Below are 25939 nucleotides of genomic sequence, written 5' to 3' on the forward strand. Positions count from 1 at the left end.
ACAGCGGCCCGATGAAATCCTCTCAATGCCGGCGATAGGCACAGGCCCATTGCCCGATGGACGCAAACGTGGCCGGTGCGCCAGCAACACGCCAGCGGAAGCTACTTCTCGGCCACGCACAAGCCCTTGGGCGTCCAGGCCTGCGTCAAGGTGGTCGGCGGGTGGCTGGCGTCATGCAGGATCAACGCAAAGCCGCGGCGCTCCTCGTTGCCCACGGCCATCAGCAGCATGGGCGGCCCCTGCCGGATCATCAGGCTGTGACCCGCGCCGCGCTTCACCTGCACGCCGTCCGGTGTTTCCAGGCAGGTGCCGCCACTCAGTGCGTAAAACGCCTCTGGCCCGGAGTGCACATGCAAGGGCGCAGTCATGCCCGGGCTGAAGGTGGACTTCAGGTATTCCGCCTGGTAATTCGAACCTGCAGCGACCGGCAGCGGGCCGACGTCGGCCACATGCCGTGCGCTGGGCAAGCTCGGCGCATCTGCACCTGCAACGAACAGCCAGGTCTGCCCGAACGCCTGCGCCACAGCCCCTTCGCGCGGCGCCTCGCGGCGAGCGACCTGCAGGTCGTCATAGGTGTAGATGCGCCAGTAGATCGGCCGGTCCGGCAACGCACCAATCTCCTGGCTGGCCACCAGGCAGGCTGGCCCTGGCTTGTCTTCGCTGTCTGGCCCGCACAAGCGCTGCGTGGCCTGGGCGCCTGCCATGCTGCACCAGAGGCCGACACTGCAAAGCAGCAGGCATCGACACAGCAGGCGAACATCATCGTGACGAGGCAAACCTTGGGCCATGGGTGCTCCTTGACGCGGCAAAAGTGCCTTCACGACACTGGACGAAAAGCCGTGGCCGTTCACGCCATGCTAGGCCTCACCCGTCTCGGCCCGGTATCGCCCGGCCTCCTCGCCCAGCCAGGCGGCAAACACCGCGAGCGCCGGCAGGCCAGCCTTGTGCTGCGGCCACAACAGCCGGTAGGCGCGGTCGCTCACGTGCTCGTGCGGCAGCAACTGCACCAGCCGCCCACTGGCCAGTTCGCGCTCCACCAGCAGGCGCGGCACCAGCGCGGCGCCCAGTCCTTGCGCCGCCGCTTCGCTGAGCATGGAGAACAACTCCATGCGCGCGCCAGCCATGTCGTGGTCGACCTTCAGGCCCAGCGATTCGAACCACAGCCGCCACGCGTAGGGCCGCGTGCTGGCCTGCAGCAGCGGCAGGCTCGCGACGTCCGCTGCGCTGTGCATCGCCCTGCCGTTCAGCAGCGCCGGGCTGGCCACGGCAATAAGGTGCTCATGCATCAGCAGTTCACCCGCGGTGCCGGGCCAGAAGGCCTCGCCGGCATGGACCGCAGCGTCCAGCGTGGTTTCCTCGAACAGAAAGGGCCGGGTGCGCGGCGTGAAGTGCACGGTGATGCCGGGGTGCTGCGCCTGGAAACCGGCCAGGCGCGGCAGCAGCCATTGCGTGGCAAACGTGGGCACCACCGCCAGCTCCAGCGAGCCCACGGCTTCGCCCAGCCCGGCCTGGGACATCAGGTCCAGCGTGTCGCGCTCGACCTCGTCCAGCCGGGCCGCCACACTGCGTGCATAGCGCTGGCCGGCATCCGTCAGCAGCACGCCACGCTGGCCGCGGCGGAACAGCGGCAGGCCGAGGAAGTCTTCCAGCGTGGCAATTTGCCGGCAGACGGCGCTCTGCGTCACCGCCAGTTCGTGGGCGGCCTTGGTGAAACTCTGGTGGCGCGCGGCGGCCTCGAAGGCGGCCAATGCAGCGGTGGATGGGATCTTGCGGCGCATCGAGCAACCCTCGGAATTCCTGATCCGCACAGAACGGTGCGAAATTCTCGTTTGCCTCGCAGGCAGACTCGATTCTAAGATTCCAACATTGAACTTGACGGAGACCGCGACCATGGCAACCAAGGCCAGCTTCCACTGGGATGACCCGCTGCTGCTCAACAGCCAGCTGACCGACGACGAACGCCAGGTGCGCGACGCCGCTGCAGCCTATTGCCAGGAAGCCCTGGCCCCACGCGTGCTGATGGCCTTCCGCAACGAGCAGACCGACCCGGCCATCTTCCGCGAGATGGGCAGCCTGGGCTTGCTGGGCGCGACCATTCCTGAGCAATACGGCGGTGCCGGCCTGAACTACGTCTGCTACGGCCTGGTGGCGCGCGAGGTGGAGCGTGTGGACTCCGGCTACCGCTCGATGATGAGTGTGCAGAGTTCGCTGGTCATGGTGCCGATCAACGAGTTCGGCAACGAAGCGACCAAGCAGAAGTACCTGCCCAAGCTGGCCAGCGGCGAATTCATCGGCTGCTTCGGCCTGACCGAGCCCAACCACGGCTCGGACCCCGGCAGCATGATCACCCGCGCCAAGAAAGTGGACGGCGGCTACAGCATCTCCGGCGCCAAGATGTGGATCACCAACAGCCCGATCGCCGACGTGTTCGTGGTCTGGGCCAAGGACGACGGCGGCCAGATCCGCGGCTTTGTGCTCGAAAAGGGCTGGAAGGGCCTGAGCGCCCCGGCCATCCACGGCAAGGTGGGCCTGCGCGCCTCCATCACCGGCGAAATCGTGATGGACAACGTCTTCTGCCCCGAGGAAAACGCCTTCCCCGAAGTGCGCGGTCTCAAGGGCCCGTTCACTTGCCTCAACAGCGCGCGCTACGGCATCGCCTGGGGTGCGCTGGGCGCGGCCGAGTTCTGCTGGCACACGGCACTGCAGTACACGCTGGACCGCAAGCAGTTCGGCAAGCCGCTGGCCGCGAACCAACTGGTGCAGAAGAAGCTGGCCGACATGCAAACCGAGATCACGCTGGCCCTGCAAGGCTGCCTGCGCCTGGGCCGCATGAAGGACGAAGGCACGGCCGCCGTGGAGATCACCTCCATCATGAAGCGCAACAGCTGCGGCAAGTCGCTGGACATTGCCCGCACCGCGCGCGACATGCTGGGCGGCAACGGCATCTCCGACGAATTCGGCGTGGCCCGCCACCTCGTCAACCTCGAAGTGGTGAACACCTACGAAGGCACGCACGACGTGCACGCGCTGATCCTCGGCCGTGCGATGACGGGCATTGCGGCGTTCTGATCTTTGAGAAGACCTTTGCGCCACGGTTGGCGCAAGGTTCGGGATCCGGGGTGTGCTGCTCCGTTCATGTCCTCCGGCCTGCAGCCTCCCCCTTTACTTCACTGCGCAGCACACCCCGACTCCCGAACCGGGCACGGTCCCGGCTGTTCTCGGCGGCAAAGGCAAAACGCTCGCCGCCAAGGGCATTGGGTGGCCCACACAGCGAAGTAAAGGAGGAGGCCGCAGGCCGGGGGACATGAGCGGAGTGGGCTACCCGATGGCCTTGGCTACGCGCAAACCTCCACACAGCACCCAAATGAACACCACCGCACTCCAAGGCATCAAGGTCCTGGACCTCTCCCGCGTCCTCGCCGGCCCCTGGGCCAGCCAGATGCTGGGCGACCTGGGCGCGGACGTGGTGAAAGTGGAGCGCCCCGGTGCTGGGGACGACACCCGCGCCTGGGGCCCGCCCTGGGTGCCGCTGGCAGACGGTTCGCCGTCGAAGCAGGCGGCCTATTTCCAGTGCGCCAACCGCAACAAGCGCTCGGTCGCCATTGACCTGGCATCGCCCGAAGGTCAGGCCCAGGTGCGAGCGCTTGCGGTAGAAGCCGACGTGGTGCTGGAGAACTTCAAGGTCGGCGGGCTGAAGGGCTACGGGCTGGACTACGAGAGCCTCAAAGCCGTCAACCCACGCTTGATCTATTGCTCGATCACCGGCTTCGGCCAGACCGGCCCGTACGCGCCGCGCGCGGGCTACGACTTCCTGATCCAGGGCATGGGCGGGCTGATGAGCCTGACGGGGCGGGCTGATGGCGACGAAGGTGCGGGGCCGCAGAAAGTGGGCGTGGCGCTGGTGGACATCATGACCGGGCTATACGCCACCATCGGCGTGCTGGCCGCGCTGCAGCACCGCCACACCAGCGGCGAAGGCCAGCACATCGACCTCGCACTGCTGGACGTGCAGGTGGCCACGCTGGCCAACCAGGCCGCGAACTTCCTCACCAGCGGCAAGGCGCCGCAGCGCATGGGCAATGCGCACCCGAACATCGTGCCCTACCAGGACTTCCCGACGGCCGACGGCGACATGATCCTGGCCGTGGGCAACGACGGCCAGTTCGCCAAGCTCTGCGCCGTGGCGGGCCATGCCGAATGGTCGACGGACGAACGCTTCGCGACCAACCCGGCGCGGGTGGCGAACCGTGTGGTGCTGATCCCGCTGATGCGCCAGGCGACCGTGATGAAGACCACCGCCGAATGGATGGCGCTGCTGGAACCCGCGGGCGTGCCTTGCGGCCCGATCAACCGGCTGGGCGAGGTCTTCGCGGACCCGCAGGTCATTGCCCGCGGCATGAAGCTGGCAATGCCGCATCCGGCCTTCGGCAGCGTACCGCTGGTGGCCAACCCGATCCGCCTGTCGGCCAGCCCGGTGCAATACCGCCAGGCGCCGGCGCAACTCGGAGAGCACACGGCTGAAGTCCTGCGTGACTGGTTGGGCCAGGGGCGCTGACCTCTGTTCCAGAACAAGGCTGGCTTGCGCCTGCGCAAAGCCTCAGGCCGGGCCGGGCAAGGCCGCTGAGGGATAATCCCGAGTCCTGCGGGGCGGTGAGTCGCTCCGTGTCTTGTGACCTTACCGAACCTTCGAGATGAGTGCCTTCAATGAAGAGCGCGTGTTGAGCGTGCACCACTGGACCGATCGCCTGTTCAGTTTCACCACCACCCGCGACACCTCGCTGCGCTTCTCGAACGGCCATTTCACGATGATCGGCCTGCGCGTGAACGGCAAGCCACTGCTGCGCGCCTACTCCATCGTCAGCCCGAACTACGAAGAGACGCTGGAGTTCCTGAGCATCAAGGTGCAGGACGGCCCGCTCACCTCGCGGCTGCAGCACATCCAGGTCGGCGACACGCTGATCGTCGGCAAGAAGCCCACCGGCACGCTGCTGATCGACTACCTCACGCCTGGCAAGCGCCTCTACCTGCTCGGCACCGGCACCGGCGTGGCACCGTTCCTCAGCATCATCCGCGACCCGGACACCTACGAAAAATTCGAGCAGGTCATCCTGGTTCACGGCGTGCGCCAGAACAACGAGCTGGCCTACCACGACTACATCACCCAGCACCTGCCCGAACACGAGTTCCTCGGCGAGTTCATCAAGGGCAGGCTGCTGTACTACCCCACGGTCACCCGCGAACCCTCGAAGTACCAGGGCCGCATCACCGACGTGATCGAGAGCGGCAAGCTCGCCGCCGACCTCGGCATCCCGCAGCTCAACGCCGCCGAAGACCGCGTGATGATCTGCGGCAGCCCCGAGATGCTGCGCGACCTGAAGACCATGATGGAAGTGCGTGGCCTGAAGGAAGGCAACACCACGACCCCGGGCGACTTCGTGATCGAGCGCGCTTTCGTCAGCCAGTGATCAGCCCCAAGTGCTGAATCGACCAAGCCACCTTCGGGTGGCTTTTTTGTGCCTGCTCGGCGGCTACGGCGTGGCCTTGTGCTGCAAGCCCGCGGTCCCGTGGTTGAGCGCACGCACCACGTACTCCATGAACGGCGGCGTGAAGATGGTCCCGTGGTCGGGCACGATGCGCCGGTCCACCTCGATGACCTTGGAGCCGCCCGCCGGGCAGGTGCTGGCCTTGTCGTCCACCGCTTCCAGCCGCATGCGGTACCAGGCGTCCGACGGTGCCGGAAAGCCGGTCGCAGGCTGGTGGAACACGGTGACAGGATTGTCGGCATACAACTCGTCGGACCGCGCCGGCGCGCGCTGGAAGCCTCGCAGGATGGTTTGCGGACCGTGCGCGTCCGGCGTCTCGCCTTGCAACACCTCCATGCGCAGCCGGTGGGTCACGAAGGCCGGGAAGTTGGCTGCCGTGTAGATGTGCTCCAGAAACGGCGCGGTTTGCGGCGCATCGGGCGCATAGGACATGGCCTGCCCGGCGGGATAGACCTCGCGCGTCACGCCGTCTGTTTCCGACGAAAACAACAGCACCGGCATGCTGGCCGGCGCGCACTGCGCCTGCTGGTCGTGCACCGCGCGGTACAGCTCGGCCGAAAACGCCGGGTTGATCAACAGCACCAGGTCCGGCCGCGGCGGCAGCTGGGCCCCAGCGCTCGTTTGCAACAGGCTCCCACGAATGGCGCTGAACACCGCGCGCGCGCCCATGCTGTGGCCCGCCAAGACGAAGGCGCTGCGTCGGTCGGCGCGCTGGTCCCGCGGCGCCGAGTCCACCCGCTGAGCCAGGCCCGCGATCAGTTGCGGCAACACCGCCTGCGCGCCGCCAAGCTTGTCAGCCGCCTGCAGCCGGTTCCAGAAGGTGGTGACCACATTGGCCACCTCGCTGTCATAAGGCGCGCCTGGCCAGCCGAAGAACACGCCAATCACCTGGCGCGGCGCACGGCCCGATGCCCGTGCTGCCGCCTGCTCCATCGCCCTGACCCCGCTGGTCAGGTCCGCGTAGTCGCACACATAGCTGTCCGCCTTGTCGGCCGAATGCTGCCAACCGTGCACGAAGAGCGCAACCAGCGCGCCGGCACCTGCGTTGGCCTGCGCCACCGCGTCGAACACCGCCTGCATCTGTGGCGGCGCCACGGCCTCACCCTGGTCGCTGGCCTGCACGAAAAACAGCGAGCGGCCAGCCTCCGGCACCGGCGTGCTGCACTCGTCGCCCAAGGTCACCAGACCGGCCGGGCGGACCTGCACCGCCTTGCGCGCGACAGCCCGGCCGTTGACCGACACGCCGGACTCGTGCCCCAGGTTCCAGCGAACCTGCAGTGGCCGACCGGCCGCCATCAAGGCACCGAGCTCCTCAGGCAGCAAGGCCCGCAACGCGCCCTCCACGCCTGCCGTGAGCGTCAGCTCGGGCGAAGCCTGCGCAGCGTCCGCTGCCGGCCGGGTCTTCAGGCTCAGTTGGCCAGTGCCGCTGCCCGAGGCCAAGCGAAGTTCCTGCGTCGTGGCCATGGTGGACAGCACCTTTTGCACCGACAACCCGGCCAGCGAATCGGCCTTCGAAAACGGCAAGCCGTACTCGGCTGTTGCGCTCAGCTTCAGGTCCCCCAGCGTTTGCGCCAGAGCCGAAAGACCGCCAGGCGGCAGCGATGCGGCGCATGCCGCAGCGGCGTCGGGTGCGGGCTGTCCCGCCAGCGTGATCCGCAAGCTGTCGCCCCAGTCCAGGCGCAGCGGCGAAAGCAGAACGCGGCAGCTGTCCAGCGTCAACTGTGCGCCCGCCACACTCGCATGCAGCTCACTGCGCCCCACGTCCACACAAGTTCGTTGCGTGCTGACCAGCTTGCCAACGGCAATCGCGTCGAGCTCGATGCGCGCCCCAAAAGCTGCCGTCCAGCCGCCATCGCAAGCCCTGCGCACGAGGCCGGTGTGCACACTGGCCTGGACCGCGGAGGCCTGCAGCGCAGCCGGCAGCTTGGGAATGTCGGCCTGCAGGCCCAGACGGGACCAATGGTTGTCGTCCGCGCATCGCATCGCTTCGCCGCACAGCTTGCCGCTGACCGCGCGGTGGTTGAAAAATTGCAGGCACACCAGCCCCAACAGCAGGGCCAACGCCACCCAGGCAAGCCGCTTGGCCCCCTTGCGGTTCGAGATGTTCATGGTGCACCGGCTCCCCTGTTTGTCGGTCTTCAGACGGATGGGGCGCGACGCCCCTTCGTCAACGGTGTACGCGAAAACGGCACAGGACGGGACAGCGCAGGCGATTCAGCTTGTGACGCCGCTCACCTTGGATCCTGGACAACCGGCGCAATCACCAGCAGCGTCCCGTTGCGGTCTTCGGTCACCCACAGCCGGCCCTTCGAGTCGGCCTTGATGTCGGTGGGCGCGCCCATCGGGTGCAGTCCCGTGGCGGCATCCCAGCCTTCAACCAAGGTGATCGGTTTCGCGGCGGGCTGGCCCTTGGGCGACAGCGGGTAGCCGATGATGCGGTGGCCAGTGGCGCGGTAGCCGTGCAGCGTGATGAGCAGGGACTTGCGCCAGGCGGCGGGGGCTTGCGACGCGTCGTAGAACAGCATGCCCAGCGGGGCCGAATGCGGTGGCAGCAGGCGTTCAGGCGCGGTGTACTGCCTGCAGTCGAAGCGGCCGAACGCCGGGTCGCGCAGATCGGCTTCGGTGCAATACGGCCAGCCGTAGTGCCGGCCCTGCGCCACGCGGTTGAGCTCGTCGAACGGGCGCGTGGCGGAATCGTGCACCGGGCCGGGTAAGCTGTCACGGCTGTTCTCGGCCTGCCAAAGCGCGCCGTCCAGCGGGCTGTAGGCCAGGCCCATCGAGTTGCGCAGGCCGCGCGCCAGAACCTTGCCTTCCCAGCGCTCGGGCTCGCCCTTGACCCGCTCGTAGCGCCACAGCGCCGCCTGGGCCTGGCCGCCCTCCGCCACCGGGCAAGGCAGGAAACCGGCGGGCGCCGAAGCAGGTGCTGGGTCCGAGCTTTCGCAGTGATCGGTCGGTGCGCCAAGGTTGACGATCAAGGCCCCGTCCGGCGCCACGATGAAGGCTTTCAGCGGATGGCGCCCAGCCGTGGGCAGGTGCTCGATCAGCGGCTTCAGCACCGCGCCATCGGGCCGCAAGTCCACCACGCTGATGCGGCCGGACTCGCCAATCAACACCCGGCCGGCCGCGTCCAGTTGCAGGCCGTGCGGCCGGTCCAGCTTGGTCAGCAAGACTTTCAGTTGAACCTCGCCCTGCTCGCCGAAGCTCAGTGCCAGCAGGCGGCCGCGCTGGCCGTCCCAAGGCCCGCGGTCGGTCACCAGCACGCGCCCGTCCGGCAGCGGCAGCACGCCCCGCGGCGCACCCAGGTCGCTCGCCACCAGGCCCACGCAGAAGCCCGGCGCCACCTTCAGCGAAGTGACCGCCGGATGCCCCGCGCAGCTGCCGCTGACCGCGTAGCCGGCATTCGCCTCGGCTGGTTTCTTGGCAGTGACAAGGGAAGCGCAGCAGGCCACGGCCAACGCCGCCAGTCTCGCGCCCGAACGCCAGGAAAGCCGCTGATTCATCCGAGGTGCGCCGGTTTGTGAAGAGGGATCCAGGCCGACTCCGCGCCTGCGGCCGCGGAAGTCGTCGCAGTCAGCGGGATGGACCGATCAATCCACTTTACTTTACAAAGCGGACGCAAGGCCCTTCCAGCACGCGGCGAGCATCTGGACATTCGGGGGCTCGCCGCTGCTCGCGCGCCACCACTGGACACCATGCAGGGACCGATGCTTCCACACCCATTGCCCGACCGCTTCCGGCCCGCGCTGCTGGCGCTGAGCCTGGCGCTGGCGCTGCCCGCCTGGGCTGCTGCGCCTGAAGACCGGCCGCCAGAGAGCGCCACCGCTGCGGCTTCGGCGGCCACGCCGTTGTTGCCCATGAGTTGGCTGCGTGCCGGCCCGGGCCAGGCCAAGCCGGCGGACGGCGCGGTGCTGGCGCAATGGTGGCAGCAGTTCGACGATGCCGACCTCAGCGCGCTGGTGCGCGAGGCGCTGGCCCGCAACACCGACCTGCGCGTGGCCCGCAGCACGCTGGCCCAGGCGCAGGCGGCGCGCGCGGCGACCGTGGCCGGGGCGCGGCCGCAGGTCGGCACCTCGGCCTCGGCCAGCCGCAACCACAGCAACAACGCCAACAGCAACCAGTTCCAGGTGGGCCTGAGCGCCAGCTGGAACCCGGACCTGAACGGCTCGCAGCAGGCCGCGATCGACGCCGCAGGCGCCGACGTGGCGGTCGCCACGCAGGACCTCCATGCGACCCAGGTCTCGCTGGCCGCCGAGGTGGGCCTCGCCTACCTGGGCTTGCGCGACGCGCAGGCCCGCCAGCGCATCACCCAGGCCAGCCTGGACAGCTTCGAGGACAGCTCTCAACTCGTCAGCTGGCGTGTTCAGGCGGGCCTGGCCAGCGGGCTGGACCTGGACCAGGCGCGGCTCAGCACCGAGCAGACCCGCGCCAGCCTGCCCTCGCTGACCACCGAAGTCGCCCAATACGAGAGCCAGCTCGCGCTGCTGACCGGCCGCAGCCTGCAGGCGCTGCAGGGCAGCCTGGCCCAGGTCTCGGCCATGCCGAACACCGAACCGCTGGTGGACAGGCTGGCCGTGGGCGTGCCGGCCGACCTGCTGCGCCAGCGGCCGGACCTGCGCGCGGCCGAAGCCTCGGTAGCAGCCCAATGGTCCCGCCGCGACCAGACGCGGCGCGAAGGTTTGCCGGCGTTTTCGCTCAGTGGCTCGGCGGGACTGCAGGCCCTCACGCTGGCCGGCCTGGGCGCCAGCGGTGCCGGCATTGCCAGCCTGGCCGCGGCCTTCAGCTGGCAGCTGTTCGACGGCGGTCAGCGCGAGGCGCTGGTGGCCCAGCAGGACGCTGCGCTGGACGCCACGCGCATCCAGTACGAAGCCGTGGTGCTCACCGCGCTGAAGGACGTGGAGGACAGCCTGGTCGCCGTGCGCGGCAGCCGCGAGCGCGTGGGCACGCTGCGCAAGGCCGCCACCGCCGCACAGAACGTCTTCGACGCGACCCGCCAGCGCCACCAGGCCGGCCTGATCGACACCGCCAGCCTGCTCGAAGCCCAGCGCAACCTGCTGAGCACGCAGACCAGCCTGCAAAGCACGCAGACCGAACTCTCGCAAAACCTGGTGCAGCTCTACAAGGCACTGGGCGGCGGCTGGACGCCGGACGGTGAAACCGCCGCGACCGCCCCGTCCGCCAAGTCGACCGCCAGCCAGCCGACCGCCAGCTCGCCCGTCGCAAGCCGCTGAGCCCCAACATTTCCGGACCCCCTCTCCATGACGTCTTCCTCTCCCCAAGACCCCGGCCAGCAAACCCCCGACTGGCTGGCCGGCGACACCACCCCGCGCTGGCGCCGCCGCAGCACCTGGGTCGCATTGGCGCTGCTGGCGCTCGCCGGCGTTGGCGTGGCCTTGTGGCTGGGCCACCGGGCCGAGGCCGATGCGCCGCGCTATGTCACCGAGCCGCTCAAGCGCGGCGATCTGTCCCTCACCGTGACCGCCAACGGCACGCTGCAGCCCACGCGCTCGGTCAGCATTGGCAGCGAGCTCTCGGGCACCGTCACGCGCGTGCTGGTCGACGTGAACGACCGGGTCAAGAAGGGCCAGGTGCTGGTGGAGCTGGACACGGCCAAGCTGATCGACCAGGTCAACACCTCCAAGGCTGCGCTGCAGAGCGCGCAGGCCACGGTGCTGCAGTCGCAGGCCACGGTGGAAGAGTCCCGCCTGGCGCTGGCCCGCCTGGAGCAGGTGGCCAAGCTCTCCGGCGGCAAGACGCCAGCCGCGACCGAGCTGGACGCCGCCCGCGCCACGCTGGACCGCGCGATCTCGGCCGAAGCCGCGGCACGCGCCGGTGTCGCCCAGGCGCAGGCCGGCCTCAGCACCAACCAGACCAACCTCGCCAAGGCCTCCATCAGCTCGCCGATCGACGGCGTGATCCTGACCCGCGCCGTGGAGCCGGGCAACGCGGTGGCCGCCTCGCTGCAGGCCGTCACGCTGTTCACCATGGCCGAGGACCTGAGCCGCATGAAGCTCTCGGTCAACGTGGACGAGGCCGACGTGGGCCAGGTCAAAGAGGGCCAGACAGCGCAGTTCACCGTCAGCGCCTGGCCGGGCCGCAAGTACCCGGCCAATGTGACCCGCGTGGCCTTCGGCTCGACGACAACAGACAACGTGGTCACCTACACCACGCAGCTGGACGTGAACAACCCGGACCAGACGCTGCGCCCGGGCATGACCGCCACCGCGACGATTGCCGCCACCGAGCACAAGAACGTGCTGCTGGTGCCGCGCAGCGCGCTGAACTACGCGCCCACGCAGCGCGGCGGCGCGCCGGGTGCAAGCGCCAGCGGCGGCGCCGGCATCATGTCCATGCTGATGCCGCGCCCGCCCGGTGCCGGCCGGCCCGGTGGTGCGGGCGGCGCCGGTGGCCAGAACGGCGGCAAGCCCGCGAAGGCGAATGCCGACAGCGGCAGCAGCAAGCGCATCTGGGTGCTGGAGGACGGGCGGCCCAAACCGCTGACCGTCACCGTCGGCCTGAGCAACGGGCGACTGACGGAAGTCAGCGGCGAAGGCCTGCAGGAAGGCCTGCCTGTCATCATCAGCCAGCAGACGGGCCAGGCCAGCGGAGCTGCGAAATGAGCACCGCCCAGGACCTGCCCACCGGCGGCCCGCTGATCCGCCTGCGCGGCGTGACCAAGACCTACGGCCAGGGCGACATCGCCTTCCAGGCGCTCAAGGGCGTGGACCTGGACATCCCGGCCGGCGAGTTCGTCGCGGTCATGGGCCCCAGCGGTTCGGGCAAATCTACCGTGATGAACCTGCTGGGCTGCCTGGACACGCCGACCAGCGGCGAGTACCTGTTCGCCGGCATCCACGTGGAGCGGCTGGACCGTGACGCCCGCGCCCGGCTGCGCCGCCGCCACCTGGGCTTTGTGTTCCAGGGCTTCAACCTGCTCTCGCGCACCTCGGCGCTGGAGAACGTCGAGCTGCCACTGCTGTACCGCGGCGAGGCCGCTGCGCAGCGCCACCAGGCCGGCCGTGCCGCGCTGGCCCAGGTGGGGCTGGCCGGCTGGGAGCACCACACGCCGGCCGAGCTGTCCGGCGGGCAGCAGCAGCGCGTGGCGATTGCCCGTGCCATCGTCACCCAGCCGACAGTGCTGCTGGCCGACGAACCCACCGGCAACCTCGACAGCGCCCGCAGCGAAGAGATCATGGCCTTGCTGCGCGCGCTGAACCGCGAACACGGCATCACCGTGCTGATGGTCACCCACGAGCCGGACATGGCCGCCTGGGCCCAGCGCATCGTGCACTTCCGCGACGGCCGCATCGAACGCGACGAATACCAGGCGCCGCATGACGCACCGCCCAGCCAGTTTGCCAACCTCAGCGAGGGCCAGTCCTGATGTGGGGCAACACCTTCCTGTTGTCTCTGCGAGCCATCCGCCGCAACCTGCTGCGCTCCTTCCTGACGGTGCTGGGCATCGTCATCGGCGTGGCTGCGGTGGTCACCATGGTCACGGTCGGCAATGGCGCCACGCGCGCGGTGCGCGAACAGATCAGCAGCCTGGGCAGCAACCTGCTGCAGATCCGCCCCGGCCAGCGCCTGGGCCCGGGCGGCGGCACCGGCGCACCGGCTTTCCTGGAAGCCGATGTGGACGCGATCCGCGATGAAGTGGCCGGCCTGAAGGCCGTTGCGCCCGAGGTGCGCTCCGCTGTCACTGTGATCGCCAACGGCAAGAACTGGGCGACCACCATCACCGGCAGCAACGACCAGTACTTCGCCGCCAGCAACTGGACGCTGGCCAGCGGCCGCATCTTCAATGAAGACGAGCAGACGGCCGGTGCCGCGGTCTGCGTGGTCGGCGCCACCATCAAGCGCGAGCTTTTCAACAACGAGGACCCGGTCGGCCAGCAGGTGCGCATCAAGAGCTTCTCGTGCGAGGTCATCGGCACGCTGGCGAGCAAGGGCCAGGCTGCCATGGGCATGGACCAGGACGACACCATCATCGTGCCGCTGCGCACCGCGCAGCGCCGCGTGATCGGCAACACCCGCATCAACACGCTGCTGGTCTCGATAGACGACGGCGTGGACAGCGAAGCCGTCACCGCCAGCCTGACCACGCTGCTGCGCGAACGCCGCAAGCTGGCGGAAGGGCAGGAGAACAACTTCAACGTGCTGGACACCGCGCAGATCGCCGCCACGCTCTCCGGCACCACGCAGCTGATGACCTCGCTGCTGGGCGCGGTGGCCGCCGTGAGCCTGCTGGTCGGCGGCATCGGCATCATGAACATCATGCTGGTCAGCGTGACCGAGCGCACCCGCGAGATCGGCGTGCGCCTGGCCATTGGCGCGTTCGAGCGCGAGGTGCTGCTGCAGTTCCTGATCGAGGCCGTCGTGCTGTCCTCGCTGGGCGGCCTGGTCGGCCTGGTGCTGGCCACGCTGGCCTCGCTGGGGCTGACCTCGCTGCTGGGTGTGCCCTATGCCTTCAACACCGGCGTGAACCTGCTGGCCTTCGGCTTCTCCGCCGCCATCGGCGTGGTGTTCGGCTTCATGCCGGCGCGGCGCGCAGCGCAGCTGGACCCGATCGAGGCGCTCAGGCACGAGTGACGCACGAGTGACGCTCGGCCGGCGCAAGGACCGCGGTCGCTAAGATCGCGCATGGCTGGAATCCTGTACACACCACCGCCGCTGTCCGAGCTGCGAGTGCTGTTCGCCGATGCGCACCTGGTCGCCATCGACAAGCCAGCCGGCCTGCTCTCGGTGCCCGGCCGCGGTGCCGAGCGGGCCGACTGCGCCGCCTCGCGGGTGCAGGCCTTGTTCCCCGACGCACTCACCGTGCACCGCCTCGACATGGGCACCTCCGGCGTGCTGGTCTTCGGCCGCGGCGCCGCCGCGCAACGCACGCTCAGCCAGTCCTTCGAGCAACGCCAGACCGAAAAGCGCTACCTCGCGCTGGTGGCCGGCTTGCTCGCCGAAGACGAGGGCCGCGTGGACCTGCCGCTGATCGCCGACTGGCCGAACCGGCCGCGGCAGATGGTGGACTTTGCGCAGGGAAAACCGTCCACCACGCTGTGGCGCTGTCTCTCCCGAGACGCCGCCACGAACACCTCCCGCCTGCTGCTCACCCCCATCACTGGCCGCTCGCACCAGTTGCGCGTGCACCTGCAAGCCATCGGCCACTCGATCCTGGGCGACGAGCTGTATGCAGCGCCGGAGGTGGAGGCGGCGTCGCGGCGGCTGATGCTGCATGCTTGGCAACTCTCGCTGCCGCATCCTGTCAGCGTAGATCGGCTGGTCCTGGAAGCGCCAGCGCCGTTCTAATCTCAAGGCAATCGGGGACCAACACCAATGCCCTACGATTTCATGACACTTTCTCCGCAGGATTTCGAAGCTTTGGCTTGCGACCTGCTTTCAAGTGAACTGCGTGTCCCTCTGAAGCAGTTTAAAAATGGGCGCGACGGCGGTATTGACCTCAGATTTGCATTGACGGCCACCGGGACAGGCGACCTGATTGTCCAATGCAAACGCTATGTCACGCATGGTTTCCCGGCGTTGCTTAGGAGTCTCAAAAATGAACTTCCAAAGCTCAAAAAGCTCAAGCCGAAACGCTATGTAATCGCGACAACCGTCGGCCTCAGCCCCCAAAACGAGCAAGACATTTTCAATCTCCTAGCACCTTGGATTACCTCGATTAACGATATTTTTGGCGCAGACGCTCTAAATCGAATAATCCGGGACAACCCAACGATCGAGCGTCGCCATTTTAAGCTTTGGATTTCCGGCACGGCTGTTTTGCAGCAAATACTGCATTCGCACATATTCTCTCAAACCGACGCCAGCATAAGAGAAATACGGCGAACAGCAAGCCGCCTCGTAATACACGATGGTTTCTCCAAAGCTCTCGAGCGTCTAAACGAGCGCCATCACGTCATGATCGTCGGAAATCCTGGCATTGGGAAAACAACGCTCGCTCGTCTACTATTAATTCGTTACCTTGATGAAGGCTATGAGCCCATTTGGGTGTCAACAAACGTCGAAGAAGCTTGGAAAATTGTTCACACCGCAAAAGACGCCAATAAGCCATGCATTATTGTCTATGATGATTTTCTGGGTCGACTTTCATTCGGTGACAACAAGTTCGCAAAAAATGAGGAAATTTCACTCCTTCGACTCGTCGACGAAGCTGCTATAAGCACGAATATAAGACTCATATTTACCACAAGAGAATACATACTCGAAGAAGCCAAACAAAGGCATGGGGCATTTGACGAGCGGGCCCAAGAATTATTGAAGTACACCCTAGCAATAGAGGACTACGCTAGGCCGCATCGTGCGCGAATTCTATTCAACCACCTATACTTTTCTGATTTACCAAACTCTCGCCTTGAAAAGCTCATCAAAACCAAGTTATATCAACAAGTACTTGGGGGAAGACATTTCAATCCTCGCGTGATTGAGACTGTCTGTCTTGCAGCCAACAGCAGATCAATGAGCGATGATGAGTTTCTTAAATACTTTGCAGACGAATTCAAAAATCCAGTTTCGCTGTGGCAACATCCATACAAGTTTGAAATCAGCGAGATTGCACGCAGCATCCTTTTAGCGCTGTGGTCCTTTGACGGTTCCGCCACCCAGGACTCGGTGAAGGGAGTTGTGCGCCAACTTCACGCTGATGTGCCTGCTTTATCCTTCGATAAACAATTTGAGGATGCAATTCGGCAGTTGGATGGAAGCTTTGCGATAACGGAGCGCCTACGGGAATGGGTAGGGCATTTGTTGGTTGACACCATATCCTTTCAAAATCCATCCGTGGAGGAATTCATCCAAAGCGTTGCCAGCACTCCTGCCAAACTGAGATTTCTCATTCCCGCTTTTACACACATAGACCAAGTTCTTAAGGCTTTCAAAACGCTACGAAATCAATCTGAAGATGATGATCTCTTGCGAATGCTGCGTAATGCTGGACAAGTGTGCGAAGGATGTATCGGTGGAAAAATTATCAATGGAATGGAACAAGGCGAATGCAGAAGCTCTCGGCGCTGGAGTTCAGAAGGAATATCCGAAATATCAATATTGAAATTACTGCTTGAGATAGAGATCGCTAGCAACGTCACCGACTCCAGGAACAAGGCGCTATTTAATGTAATAGTACAGAAAAAATCGTGGAATGAATTAATAGTCGCATCACTGTCCCAATGGGATTTATCTGGCAAACTCGAACAACTGATCTCTTGGCTATCTAGTTTACAACATCCAATCGGAGCTAAAGCATCGACTATATTTCGCCGATGTTTCTTTAACCTAGTCAGCGTGTCAGATGGCCTTGATACCCGGCCTAGCAATCTTGTGTCGTTAATACAGGCCGCCGAACTCATCCAAGGGTGCTCCAATGCAGAAGTAAAGATTTGCCTTCGGGCCTGCGAGGAAGCGATACAAGGCGTAGTTGAAAATGAAGAGGATGCTGGGTGGGTGGAAGAGGAAATTTACGCAGTCAAACGCTTGGCAATCATCCCAAAATTCCGGCGCATCGCAATTTCCGTGGAACCCCTTGAAGACCATGCCCGCGAACTACGAGATAATGAAATAGAAGATCTAGGCGGAAAAACGGATCCAGTCCTTGATAATTATTCTCGCAAAGAATCGATCAACGAGGATGAGCTCTTCGAAAGCCTTCTGGACCGCTAATTCAGAACGAATTTGGTAAAAATTTTTATTAAGCCAAACTATGAGGCCGTCGCTTCGTCTTGCAAACGAAAAATGTCGCGCTGGCGTTAGTTGGCCAAATTCCGCTCCTAGCCGGCGAACAATCAATAGGATACTAAAAATCTGACACTCGGTGCCCAGCCCGACATTCTTTGAGCCATTTCCATTCGGCCATACGTTCTACAGAGCCACCGCTCGCCAGCTTCCGATCATGGTCGGTGGACTTGAGTGCAAGTTCCGAAGTACGTTAATCGACAACAAAAAAAGGCGCCGCAAGCGGCGCCTTCGAGACTTGACCGAGTCGCCCACCAGGGGCGATCCGGTTCAGTGAAAGATCAGAACGCAGCCGTGCCGTTCGGCGTGCCGAGGCCCGTGGGGCCGTCGTAGCCGGTGCCGCTGGTGCACAGGTAGCTGCCACCGCAGGAACCGTTGCTGCCGGAGGTCACGTCGAAGATCGAGTTGGTGTGGCTGTAGGGGTCGGAGCCGTAGGTGACCGGGCCGCCGTTGACGCCGTAGATGCCGGCGATGACCGGGGCTGCAACGCTGGTGCCGCCGTAGACCTGCCAGCCGGACTTGGTGCCGAACTTCTTCGGGGCATACACGGCCACGCCGGTGTTCGGGTCGGCCACGGCGGAGACGTCGGCCACGGTGCGCTTGCCGCAGCCGGTGTCCAGCTGCCACGAGGGCTTGGCGTAGACGGTGCTGCAGCCGCTGCCGGCGCCGCTCCAGGCGGTTTCGACCCAGCCGCGGCTGTTCGTCGAAGTCTTCAGCGAGGTGCCGCCAACGGCGATCACGTGCGGCGAAGAAGCCGGGAACTGCACGCCGTAGCCGCTGTCGCCCGAGCTCACCACCACGGCGATGTTCAGGTGGTCGTAGGCCGACTCATAGCTGGTCGAGCCGGACTCGCTGCCACCGTAGCTGTTGCTGATGGCACGCACGCCAGGCAGCGCGGCTGCGGTGTTGACGGCCTTGGCCAGGTTGGCCGAGCTGGTCGACGTGGCTTCGACGAAGACGATGCTGCAGGACGGGCACATGGCGCTGACCATGTCCAGGTCCAGCGCGGCTTCCTGGTTCCAGCCCTTGTTGGTGCCCGGATAGTTGGTGCCGCCGTTCTGGTCGATCTGCTTGAAGCAGCCGTTGGCCTTGGTGCAGGCCGGCAGGCCGAACTGCGAGCGGTAGACCGCCAGGTCAGCTTCGGCATTGGCGTAGTGGTAAGCGTCCACGACCGCGATCACGGTGGCCGCGCTGCCGTTGCCGGTGATCTTGTAGGCCGAGCGCAGGCTGGCCGGGCTCAGGCCGCTGGGCGCTGCCGTGACCAGGTCTTCGCCATTGCGGTCCAGCACGATGTGCGCATGGCAGCGCGCGTGGCCCTCGGCCACGTCCCTGCTGCATGCTTCACGCGTGTGCACCAGCTTGCGCGCTGCGGTGCCGAGGTCTTGCGCGCTCGCGCCGACACTCAGCAACTGCAACACCGCGGCGGTCAAGGTGGCCCCCAAAATCCTGAGCCTGATTCCTCGCATACAAACCTACTCCTGAAAAAACAAAAAGCATGTCAGGACCGCGGCAAATGCCCGAGTTCGCCCGTCTTCAGGGCCCTCTGCATGTCACCGCGGCGTGGGTCGGATCGACCCCTGATTCGCCAAGCGGCCGATGCTGCTACAACAAGTGTTTTTGAGGCTGTCCAAAGCCTGTCAAACCGCCTTCCAGCCCCTAGTTCACCGCCTCATCCCCCTATGTCAAACCCTTTTCCGTTGACCATCCTGACCGGCAGCTCTCGCGGCATGGGCGAGGCCATGGCCGCCCAGTACCTGCAAGAAGGCCACTGCGTGATCGGCATCTCGCGCCGGCACAGCGAAGCGCTGGATGCACTGGCCGCCAGCCGCGGCGCCACGCTGCTGCAGTGGCGCCATGACCTGGCCGAGCCCGAGGCCGCCGGCTGGGCCCTGCTGGACTGGCTGCAGGCGCAGGCACCCGGCCGTTTCAGCCAAGCCACCTTGATCAACAACGCCGGCGTGATCGCGCCGCTGCAGCCCCTGGCCGACATCGACCCTGCAGCCACCGCCAAGGTGTTGCGCGTGGGCCTGGAGGCGGCCATGGTGATGAGCACCATGTTCCTGCGCGGCACCCGCGGCTGGATGGTGCCGCGCAAGCTGCTGAACATCTCTTCCGGGCTGGGCCGGCGGGCGATGGCCGGCAGCGCTTCCTACTGCGCGGCCAAGGCCGGCATGGACCACTTCAGCCGCGCACTCGCCATGGAAGAAGCCCTGCAGCCCAATGGCGCCAAGGTCGTCTCGCTGGCGCCTGGCGTGATCGACACCGGCATGCAGGATCAACTGCGCGCCGCCGACCCCGCGGCTTTCCCTGACCACGCCAACTTCGTCGCACTGAAGGCCGGCGGCCAGCTGCTCAGCCCGGCCGACGCCGCGGCTCGGGTGTTAGCCTTCCTGGCCAGGCCGGACTTCGGCAGCAACCCGGTGGCCGACGTGCGGGACGCCAGCGCATGAGCGGCGACCCGCGACCCGTGCCGTGGATCGTGCCGCTGCTGTGGAGCCTCGTCGGCCTGGCCTTTGTCGCCTCCGGCTGGCAGCCGTTCGACCGCGGCACCTGGGTGCTGGAAGTGACGCCGGTCGTCATCGCCGCGCCGCTGCTGTGGGCGCTGCGCCGCCGCTGCCCGTTCACGCCGATGCTGCTGGGTCTGATCGCCGTGCATTGCCTGATCCTGATCTATGGCGGCGCCTACAGCTATGCCCGCGTGCCGCTGGGCTTCTGGCTGAAGGACTTGCTGGGCACCGAGCGCAACCCTTACGATCGCATCGGCCATCTGGCGCAAGGCCTGGTGCCGGCACTGGTGGCGCGCGAGGTACTGATACGGCGTGGGGTGTCGGCCGGGCGCTGGCTGACCGGCTTCCTCAGCGTGTGCGTGGCGATGGCCGTCAGCGCGTGGTATGAGTTGATCGAATGGGCCGCAGCACTCGCGCTGGGCCAGGGCGCCAACGAGTTCCTGGGATCCCAGGGCGACATCTGGGACACGCAATCCGACATGTTCTGCGCCTTCATTGGTGCGCTGCTGGCGCTGGCCTTGTTCTCCCGCTGGCAGGACCGGCAGATCGCCCGTGGACCGCGCTGGCAGGTCTCACCCCTCAAGACTTGAGCCATCAGGAGACAGCCTGTGCATACCCTGTTCGGTTTCCCCGGTTCCGGTTCGGCCGCTGTCGAGCTGGCGCTTCACCGTTGTGCCCTGCCCTTCGAGTTGGTCAACGCCGCCTCCTGGGCGCCTGAGTCCGCACGCGAGCAACTGGCCGCCGCCAACCCGCTGCAGCAGATCCCGACGCTGCGATTACCAGGCGGCGCGGTCATGACCGAAAGCGCCGCGATCCTGATACAGCTCGGCCTCGAACACCCGGGCAGCGGCCTGCTGCCTGGCACGCCGGCCGAGCGCGCGCAGACCGTGCGTGGCCTGGTCTACATCGCCGCCAACTGCTATTCAGCCATCAGCATCACCGACTACCCCGAGCGCTGGCTGGACGGGTTCAAGGACGGCGAGGCGCCGCTGCGGCGCGGCAGCCGTGCCCAGTTGCATCACCACTGGACGCTGTTCGCCGACCAGTTCATGCCGCTGGCCGCAACCCAACCTTTCCTCGGCGGCGCGCAGCCGGGCGCGCTGGACTTCCTGGCGGTGGTGGTGAGCCGCGGGTCCGGCACGCGCCGCGCGATGCACCAGCACAGGCCTGCATTTTCCGAGCTGCTGCAGCGCATTGAAGCCGACCCGCTGGTGGCCGAAATCTTCCAGCTGCATTTTCCGAAGCCAGCACCGTTACACGACTGATTCGTGTCAAGACCGAGATCAGGCGACAAGGGTTAACACACCCCCAACTTGCGGGACGAGGTCAGCTCGCTTGCCTGGATGGATGCGCGCAGAATTTGCTGGTTACATCAAGCATCCGGGAGGGTGGGCATGGCAGTCGCATCGGTTTGGCGCAAGGTTGGCCGCTTGCTCATTGGCGTCGCGCTCACCTTGGGCGCAGGTTTTCAACTCGCGCATGCCGACACACCGCCCTCGGTGGGCCTGCCCCGCGCCATCCCCGGCTTTGAGGAACCCCTGATCGCCACCAGCGCGCTGGCAGCGACCGACGAAGCCACCCTCACCCAGGCCCTGGCCGGCCTCAACCCCGGCAGCCTCGAGGGCCTGGCCCCGGTCGAGCGTTTCCTCGCCGCCCACCCGCAGTCCGCCTGGCGCCTGGGCCTGCAGACCAACCTGGGCCTGTGGTACTACCGCGAAGGCTATTTCTCCCGCGCCATCGCCGCCTGGGAAGACGCCTGGACCATCGGCCAGTCCCTGACCGAGCCTTCCCCTCAAGCCCGCGCAATGGCCGACCGGGCGGTGGGCGAGCTGATCCGCATGCACGCCCGCCTGGGCCATGCCGAGCGCCTGAAGGAATTGCTGGCGGCGGTGGAAGGCCGCCAGTTGATCGGCCCGGCCACCGAACTCGTCGCAGGTGCCAGGCAAGGCCTGTGGATGATGGACAACAACCCCGGTGTCGCCTATTTATGTGGCCCGAACGCGCTGCGCCGGCTGGCTTTGCTGAACCCGGCCAATGCCGGCAGCCCTGGCAAGCCGGAGATGAAGCTGCTGGAGCGCTACCAGTCCGGCCCGCAAGGCGTCACGCTGGGCCAGGTGGCGGAACTGGCCAAGGCGGCCAAGCTGCCCTACCGCGCGGCCTTCCGGGTCGGCAACACGCCGATCCCTGTGCCGTCTGTCGTCCACTGGAAGGTCAGCCACTACGCGGCCATCGTCGGCCAGGAGGGCGACCGCTTCCACATCCAGGACCCGACCTTCGGCACCGACCTGTGGGTCAGCCGGGACGCGATCGAGCGCGAGAGCACGGGCTTCTTCATGATCCCGGCTGCCACCGCGGCGGCAGGCTGGCGGCCGGTGACGGTGGCCGAGGCCGCGCAGGTGCGGGGCATGGGCTACACCAACTCGGGCGATCCCAACGCGACGCGGCCGGACGACCCGAAGGAGAAGCCGCCTTGCGGCAATGCCGGCATGTGCGGCTACAACGCGCATTCGATGAACGTCAGCCTGAACCTGACGGACACGCCGGTGGGCTACCGGCCGGCGGTCGGCCCGGATGTCTTCTTCCAGCTGACCTACAACCAGCGCGAGGCGCGCCAGCCCACGCTGCCGACTTTCGGCAACCTGGGCCCGAAGTGGACCCACAACTGGCTGGCCTACGTGGTGGACGTGCCAGGCCGCCCGGGGGTCAACACGATGAGTTATGTGCGCGGGGGCGGCGCCTATGACGAGACGGGTTATTCGGCCAACACCGGCAAGTTCACCCACGAGCCGGCGGGCTATTCGCTGCTGCGCATGGTCTCGGCCAGCCCGGTGCGCTACGAGCGCAGCTTCAAGGACGGCAGCGTGGAGGTGTATGCCAGCCCGGATGGGGCGACCGTCTACCCGCGCCGGGTGTTCCTGACGCAGGTGCTGGACCCGCAGGGCAATGCGGTCACGCTGACCTATGACGGCAGCATGCGGGTCACCAGGCTGACCGATGCGGTGGGCCGCATCACCAAGCTGGCCTATGGCAATGCGAGCTTCCCGCTGCAGGTGACCAAGGTCACCGATCCGTTCAACCGCTTTGCGGCCATCGTCTACGACGCTTCGGGCCGGCTGCAGAAGATCACCGACGTGCTGGGCCTGGCCTCGACGATGACCTATGACGCGGGCAGCTTCATCACGCAGCTGGCGACGCCTTACGGTGCCAGCACCTTCACGGCCTCCGAGAGCGGGCCGGACCGGGTGCTGGAGATGACGGACCCGCTGGGCTACACCGAGCGGGTGGAGTCCAAGCAGTCGGCGCCTGGCATGCCGTATTCGGACCCGCGCGGCATGCCCGCGGGCATGGACAACGACAACCAGTACCTGTACTACCGCAACACCTTCTACTGGGACAAGCACGCCTACCAGCTGGCCGCCGGTGACTACACCAAGGCCAAGGTGCAGCACTGGTACCACGACATGGTGAATTTCAGCTATTCGTCCAGCGCGATGGCGTCCACCGTCAACCCGCTGGAAGGCCGGCTGTGGTTCCGCACGCCCAACGACAGCGGGCTGACCTCGGGCACCTACAACCAGCCCTGGCAGATCGGCCGGGTGCTGGACGACGGCAGCACGCAGCTGACGACCATCCTCTACAACCAGACCGGCAACCCGGCCTCGGTGACCGATCCTGAAGGGCGCTACACCCAGTACACCTACGGCAATGGCAACGGCATCGACGTGACCCGGGTGCGGGTGCGCGACAAGAACGGCAACTACTACGTCACGGCGCAGGCGACGTTCAACACGCAGCACCTGCCGCTGACCACCACCGACGCGGCGGGCCAGGTCACGACGTACACGTACAACCCGGCCGGGCAGTTGCTGACCAGGACCAATGCGCTGGGCCAGGTCTGGACTTACCAGTACGACGCGCTGGGGCAGTTGACCAGCATCACGCTGCCAAATGCCGTCGCTGGCGTCACGCTGACCTACGACAGCTTCGGCCGGGTGGCCTCCCGCACCGACTCCGAAGGCCACGTCATCGGCTACAGCTATGACGCGCTGGACCGCATGCTCAGCGCCACCTATCCGGATGGCAGCAGCGAACAGTACGCCTACGACAAGCTGGACCTGGGCAGCTACACCGACCGCCTGGGCCGCGTGACCAGCTACGGCCACGACGCCAACCGCGCGCTCAGCAGCGTCACCGACCCGCTGCTGCACACCGTTTCCATCGGCCGCTACCGCAATGGCGAGTTGCAGACGCTGACCGATGCCAAGGGCAATGTCACCACCTGGCAGCGCGACCTTCAAGGCCGCGTCACCAGCAAGACCTTTGCCGACGGCAGTGTCGACACCTTCAACTGGGAGACTTACGGCGCACGCATGAAGTCGCGGGTGGACGCGACCGGCCGCACCCAGACGCTGACCTACCGCAAGGACGACCGCATCGCCAGCGTCGCCTACAGCGGCGGCAGCGTTGCCACGGCCACGGTCAAGTTCAGCTACGACACGGTGTTCCCGCGCGTGAAGTCCATGAGCGACGGCACTGGCACGACCCAGTACCAGTACGGCGCCGTGGGCGGCCTGGGCGCACTGCAACTGACGGGTGAAGACGGGCCCTACGCCAACGACGACATCGCCTACGCCTACGACGAACTCGGCCGGGTGAAGCAGCGCACGGTAGCGGGCAATGCCGAGAGCATCGTCTTCGACGCGCTGGGCCGCGTGAGCAGCGGCCAGAACGCGCTGGGCGCACTGGCCTACAGCTACCTGGGCAACACCTTCGCACCGCTGACCGTGGCCGTGGGCACCAAGGCCAAGACCACCTTCGGCTACGAGAACAACACGCTGGACCGGCGGCTGAGCAGCATCGCCGGCCTGGGCACGCGCAGCTTCCAGTACACCAGCAACGCCCAGGCCCTGGTCACCGCCATCGCCGACACCACGATTGCCGGCGCGGCACGCGGCTGGACCCCCGCCTACGACGCCGCGGACCGGCTCACCGCCATGTCGGTTTCCCCTGGCGATGCATTTGCCTACGCCTACGACGCGGCCGACAACCTGACCAGCCTGACCCTGCCCGGCGGCACCACCTCCACCGCCACCTTCGGCGTCAACAACCAGTTGCTGAAGCTGGCCGGCGCCAATGTGACGCACGACAGCGCCGGCAACATCACCGACGACGGCAAGCGCACCTACACCTGGGACGGCGCCGGCCGACTGGCCACCATCCTCTACAAGAACAACACGGCGCTGAAGAGCGAGTTCCGCTACGACGGCATGGGCCGCCGGGTGGCGATGCTGGAGACCAATGGCAGCACCGTCACCGAGACCCGCTTCCTGTGGTGCGGCATGGTGCTGTGCCAGGCCCGCGACGGCAGCGACGCGGTGACCCGGCGCTACTTTGCCGAAGGCGAATTCCGCCCGGCGAACTCGGCCAAGTATTACTACAACCGCGACAAGCTGGGCTCGGTGCGCAACGTGACCAACGTTGCCAGCGGCGCCGTGCAGGGATCGCTGGACTACGACGCCTACGGCAACTCGGTGGCCACCGGCGGCACGCCGACCTCCACCGACTTCCGCTACGCCGGCATGTTCTATCACGCCACCAGCGGCCTCTACCTCACGCCTTTCCGGGCCTACAACCCGGCGGCCGGCCGCTGGCTCTCACGGGACCCGATTGCCGAAAACGGCGGGGTGAACCTGTACAGCTACGTCAAGGGCAACCCGGCTTCGCAGATCGACCCGCTGGGCCTGTGGACCATCAACATCGGCATCTCCGGCAGCGTCAACATCCCGCTGATAGGCCCGGTGGGCATTGGCGGCGGCGGTTTTGCCGGCATTGCCTTCGACGGCACCAACTGGGGCTTCTACGGCGGTGGTGGCGGTGGCGTGGGCGCTGGGGCCGGCGGCTCGATCGGCATCCAGTTCGGCGGCTCGAATGCCAAGACGATCTGCGACCTGGCCGGCCCGTTCGCCTCGGTCAGCGGCTCCGGCGGCGAAGGTGTCATCGGCGGTGCCGAGGGCTACTACGGCCAGGGCTCCGACGGCAGCAACATCTACGGCGGCAACGGCTTCATTGGCGTGGGCGGCGGCACCCCTGTCTCAGGCACCGCCGGCGCCACCTACACCTGGGTGCACCCCTTCTGAACAATGCCTGCCGACA

Annotated in this window: 18 protein-coding genes; 13 read left to right on the plus strand and 5 right to left on the minus strand. The window is 66.2% G+C overall.

The window, feature by feature from the left end; all coding sequences use genetic code 11:
• Positions 1-101 precede the first annotated feature (101 nt).
• Positions 102-704, minus strand: a complete 603-nt coding sequence (locus tag AC3WR5_RS02785) for a hypothetical protein (protein ID WP_492481666.1) — start codon at positions 702-704, stop codon at positions 102-104.
• A gap of 153 nt (positions 705-857) precedes the next feature.
• Entirely contained in the window at positions 858-1778 is a 921-nt protein-coding gene (locus AC3WR5_RS02790; protein WP_492481668.1) for a LysR substrate-binding domain-containing protein, read from the minus strand.
• A 112-nt stretch (positions 1779-1890) separates the two neighbouring features.
• On the opposite strand from AC3WR5_RS02790, the gene AC3WR5_RS02795 reads away from it, so the two are divergent.
• The 3 genes from AC3WR5_RS02795 to AC3WR5_RS02805 all read left to right on the plus strand — a co-directional run bounded on the left by AC3WR5_RS02795 (position 1891) and on the right by AC3WR5_RS02805 (position 5465).
• The gene (locus tag AC3WR5_RS02795) at positions 1891-3069 is read left to right on the plus strand and encodes an acyl-CoA dehydrogenase (RefSeq protein ID WP_492481670.1); all 1179 of its coding nucleotides are present in this window, start codon (positions 1891-1893) and stop codon (positions 3067-3069) included.
• Positions 3070-3364: 295 nt separating this feature from the next.
• Positions 3365-4555, plus strand: a complete 1191-nt coding sequence (locus tag AC3WR5_RS02800; protein WP_492481672.1) for a CaiB/BaiF CoA transferase family protein — start codon at positions 3365-3367, stop codon at positions 4553-4555.
• Positions 4556-4691: 136 nt separating this feature from the next.
• Positions 4692-5465 carry a ferredoxin--NADP reductase gene (locus AC3WR5_RS02805; protein WP_141286435.1) on the plus strand — a complete coding sequence of 258 codons (774 nt, stop codon included), beginning with the start codon at positions 4692-4694 and terminating at the stop codon, positions 5463-5465.
• Between the two features lie 63 nt (positions 5466-5528).
• On the opposite strand, the gene AC3WR5_RS02810 is transcribed toward AC3WR5_RS02805, so the two are convergent.
• Entirely contained in the window at positions 5529-7652 is a 2124-nt protein-coding gene (locus AC3WR5_RS02810; RefSeq protein WP_492481675.1) for a hypothetical protein, read from the minus strand.
• Between the two features lie 122 nt (positions 7653-7774).
• Positions 7775-9043, minus strand: coding sequence for a PQQ-dependent sugar dehydrogenase (locus tag AC3WR5_RS02815; RefSeq protein ID WP_492481677.1), 1269 nt, complete (start codon positions 9041-9043; stop codon positions 7775-7777).
• 204 nt (positions 9044-9247) lie between these two features.
• Here AC3WR5_RS02815 and AC3WR5_RS02820 point away from each other — a divergent pair, with 204 nt between their 5' ends.
• From AC3WR5_RS02820 to AC3WR5_RS02845, 6 genes are read left to right on the plus strand one after another with little or no spacing between them, the layout of a single operon-like run.
• On the plus strand, positions 9248-10771 hold the full coding sequence (locus AC3WR5_RS02820; RefSeq protein WP_492481679.1) for an efflux transporter outer membrane subunit: 1524 nt from the start codon (positions 9248-9250) through the stop codon (positions 10769-10771).
• Positions 10772-10798: 27 nt separating this feature from the next.
• Complete coding sequence (locus AC3WR5_RS02825; RefSeq protein ID WP_492481681.1) at positions 10799-12160, plus strand: efflux RND transporter periplasmic adaptor subunit; 1362 nt, start codon at positions 10799-10801, stop codon at positions 12158-12160.
• Complete coding sequence (locus AC3WR5_RS02830) at positions 12157-12924, plus strand: ABC transporter ATP-binding protein (protein WP_231012209.1); 768 nt, start codon at positions 12157-12159, stop codon at positions 12922-12924. The genes AC3WR5_RS02825 and AC3WR5_RS02830 overlap by 4 nt, the downstream gene beginning before the upstream one ends.
• Positions 12924-14129, plus strand: coding sequence for an ABC transporter permease (locus AC3WR5_RS02835; RefSeq protein ID WP_492481683.1), 1206 nt, complete (start codon positions 12924-12926; stop codon positions 14127-14129). Before AC3WR5_RS02830 ends, AC3WR5_RS02835 begins: the two co-directional genes overlap by 1 nt.
• Positions 14130-14180: 51 nt before the next feature.
• A complete protein-coding gene (locus tag AC3WR5_RS02840) occupies positions 14181-14843 on the plus strand; it encodes an RluA family pseudouridine synthase (RefSeq protein WP_492481685.1) in 663 nt (220 codons plus the stop codon).
• Between the two features lie 27 nt (positions 14844-14870).
• Positions 14871-17207: an nSTAND3 domain-containing NTPase gene (locus AC3WR5_RS02845; RefSeq protein WP_492481687.1), complete on the plus strand. Its 2337-nt coding sequence runs from the start codon at positions 14871-14873 to the stop codon at positions 17205-17207.
• Between the two features lie 353 nt (positions 17208-17560).
• Here AC3WR5_RS02845 and AC3WR5_RS02850 read toward each other — a convergent pair whose 3' ends face one another.
• A complete protein-coding gene (locus AC3WR5_RS02850; protein ID WP_492481689.1) occupies positions 17561-18697 on the minus strand; it encodes a S53 family peptidase in 1137 nt (378 codons plus the stop codon).
• A gap of 261 nt (positions 18698-18958) precedes the next feature.
• Here AC3WR5_RS02850 and AC3WR5_RS02855 point away from each other — a divergent pair, with 261 nt between their 5' ends.
• The 4 genes from AC3WR5_RS02855 (at position 18959) to AC3WR5_RS02870 (ending at position 25923) form a co-directional block, all read left to right on the plus strand.
• Entirely contained in the window at positions 18959-19729 is a 771-nt protein-coding gene (locus tag AC3WR5_RS02855) for an SDR family NAD(P)-dependent oxidoreductase (protein WP_492481691.1), read from the plus strand.
• Positions 19726-20376 carry a DUF2238 domain-containing protein gene (locus tag AC3WR5_RS02860; protein WP_492481693.1) on the plus strand — a complete coding sequence of 217 codons (651 nt, stop codon included), beginning with the start codon at positions 19726-19728 and terminating at the stop codon, positions 20374-20376. Before AC3WR5_RS02855 ends, AC3WR5_RS02860 begins: the two co-directional genes overlap by 4 nt.
• 18 nt (positions 20377-20394) lie before the next feature.
• Positions 20395-21051 (plus strand): glutathione S-transferase family protein, encoded by a 657-nt coding sequence (locus AC3WR5_RS02865; RefSeq protein WP_492481695.1) that lies wholly within the window; start codon positions 20395-20397, stop codon positions 21049-21051.
• A gap of 129 nt (positions 21052-21180) precedes the next feature.
• The gene (locus AC3WR5_RS02870; protein ID WP_492481697.1) at positions 21181-25923 is read left to right on the plus strand and encodes an RHS repeat-associated core domain-containing protein; all 4743 of its coding nucleotides are present in this window, start codon (positions 21181-21183) and stop codon (positions 25921-25923) included.
• Positions 25924-25939: the final 16 nt, after the last annotated feature.

The sequence above is a fragment of the Ideonella sp. FW305-24 genome, from assembly GCF_058788035.1.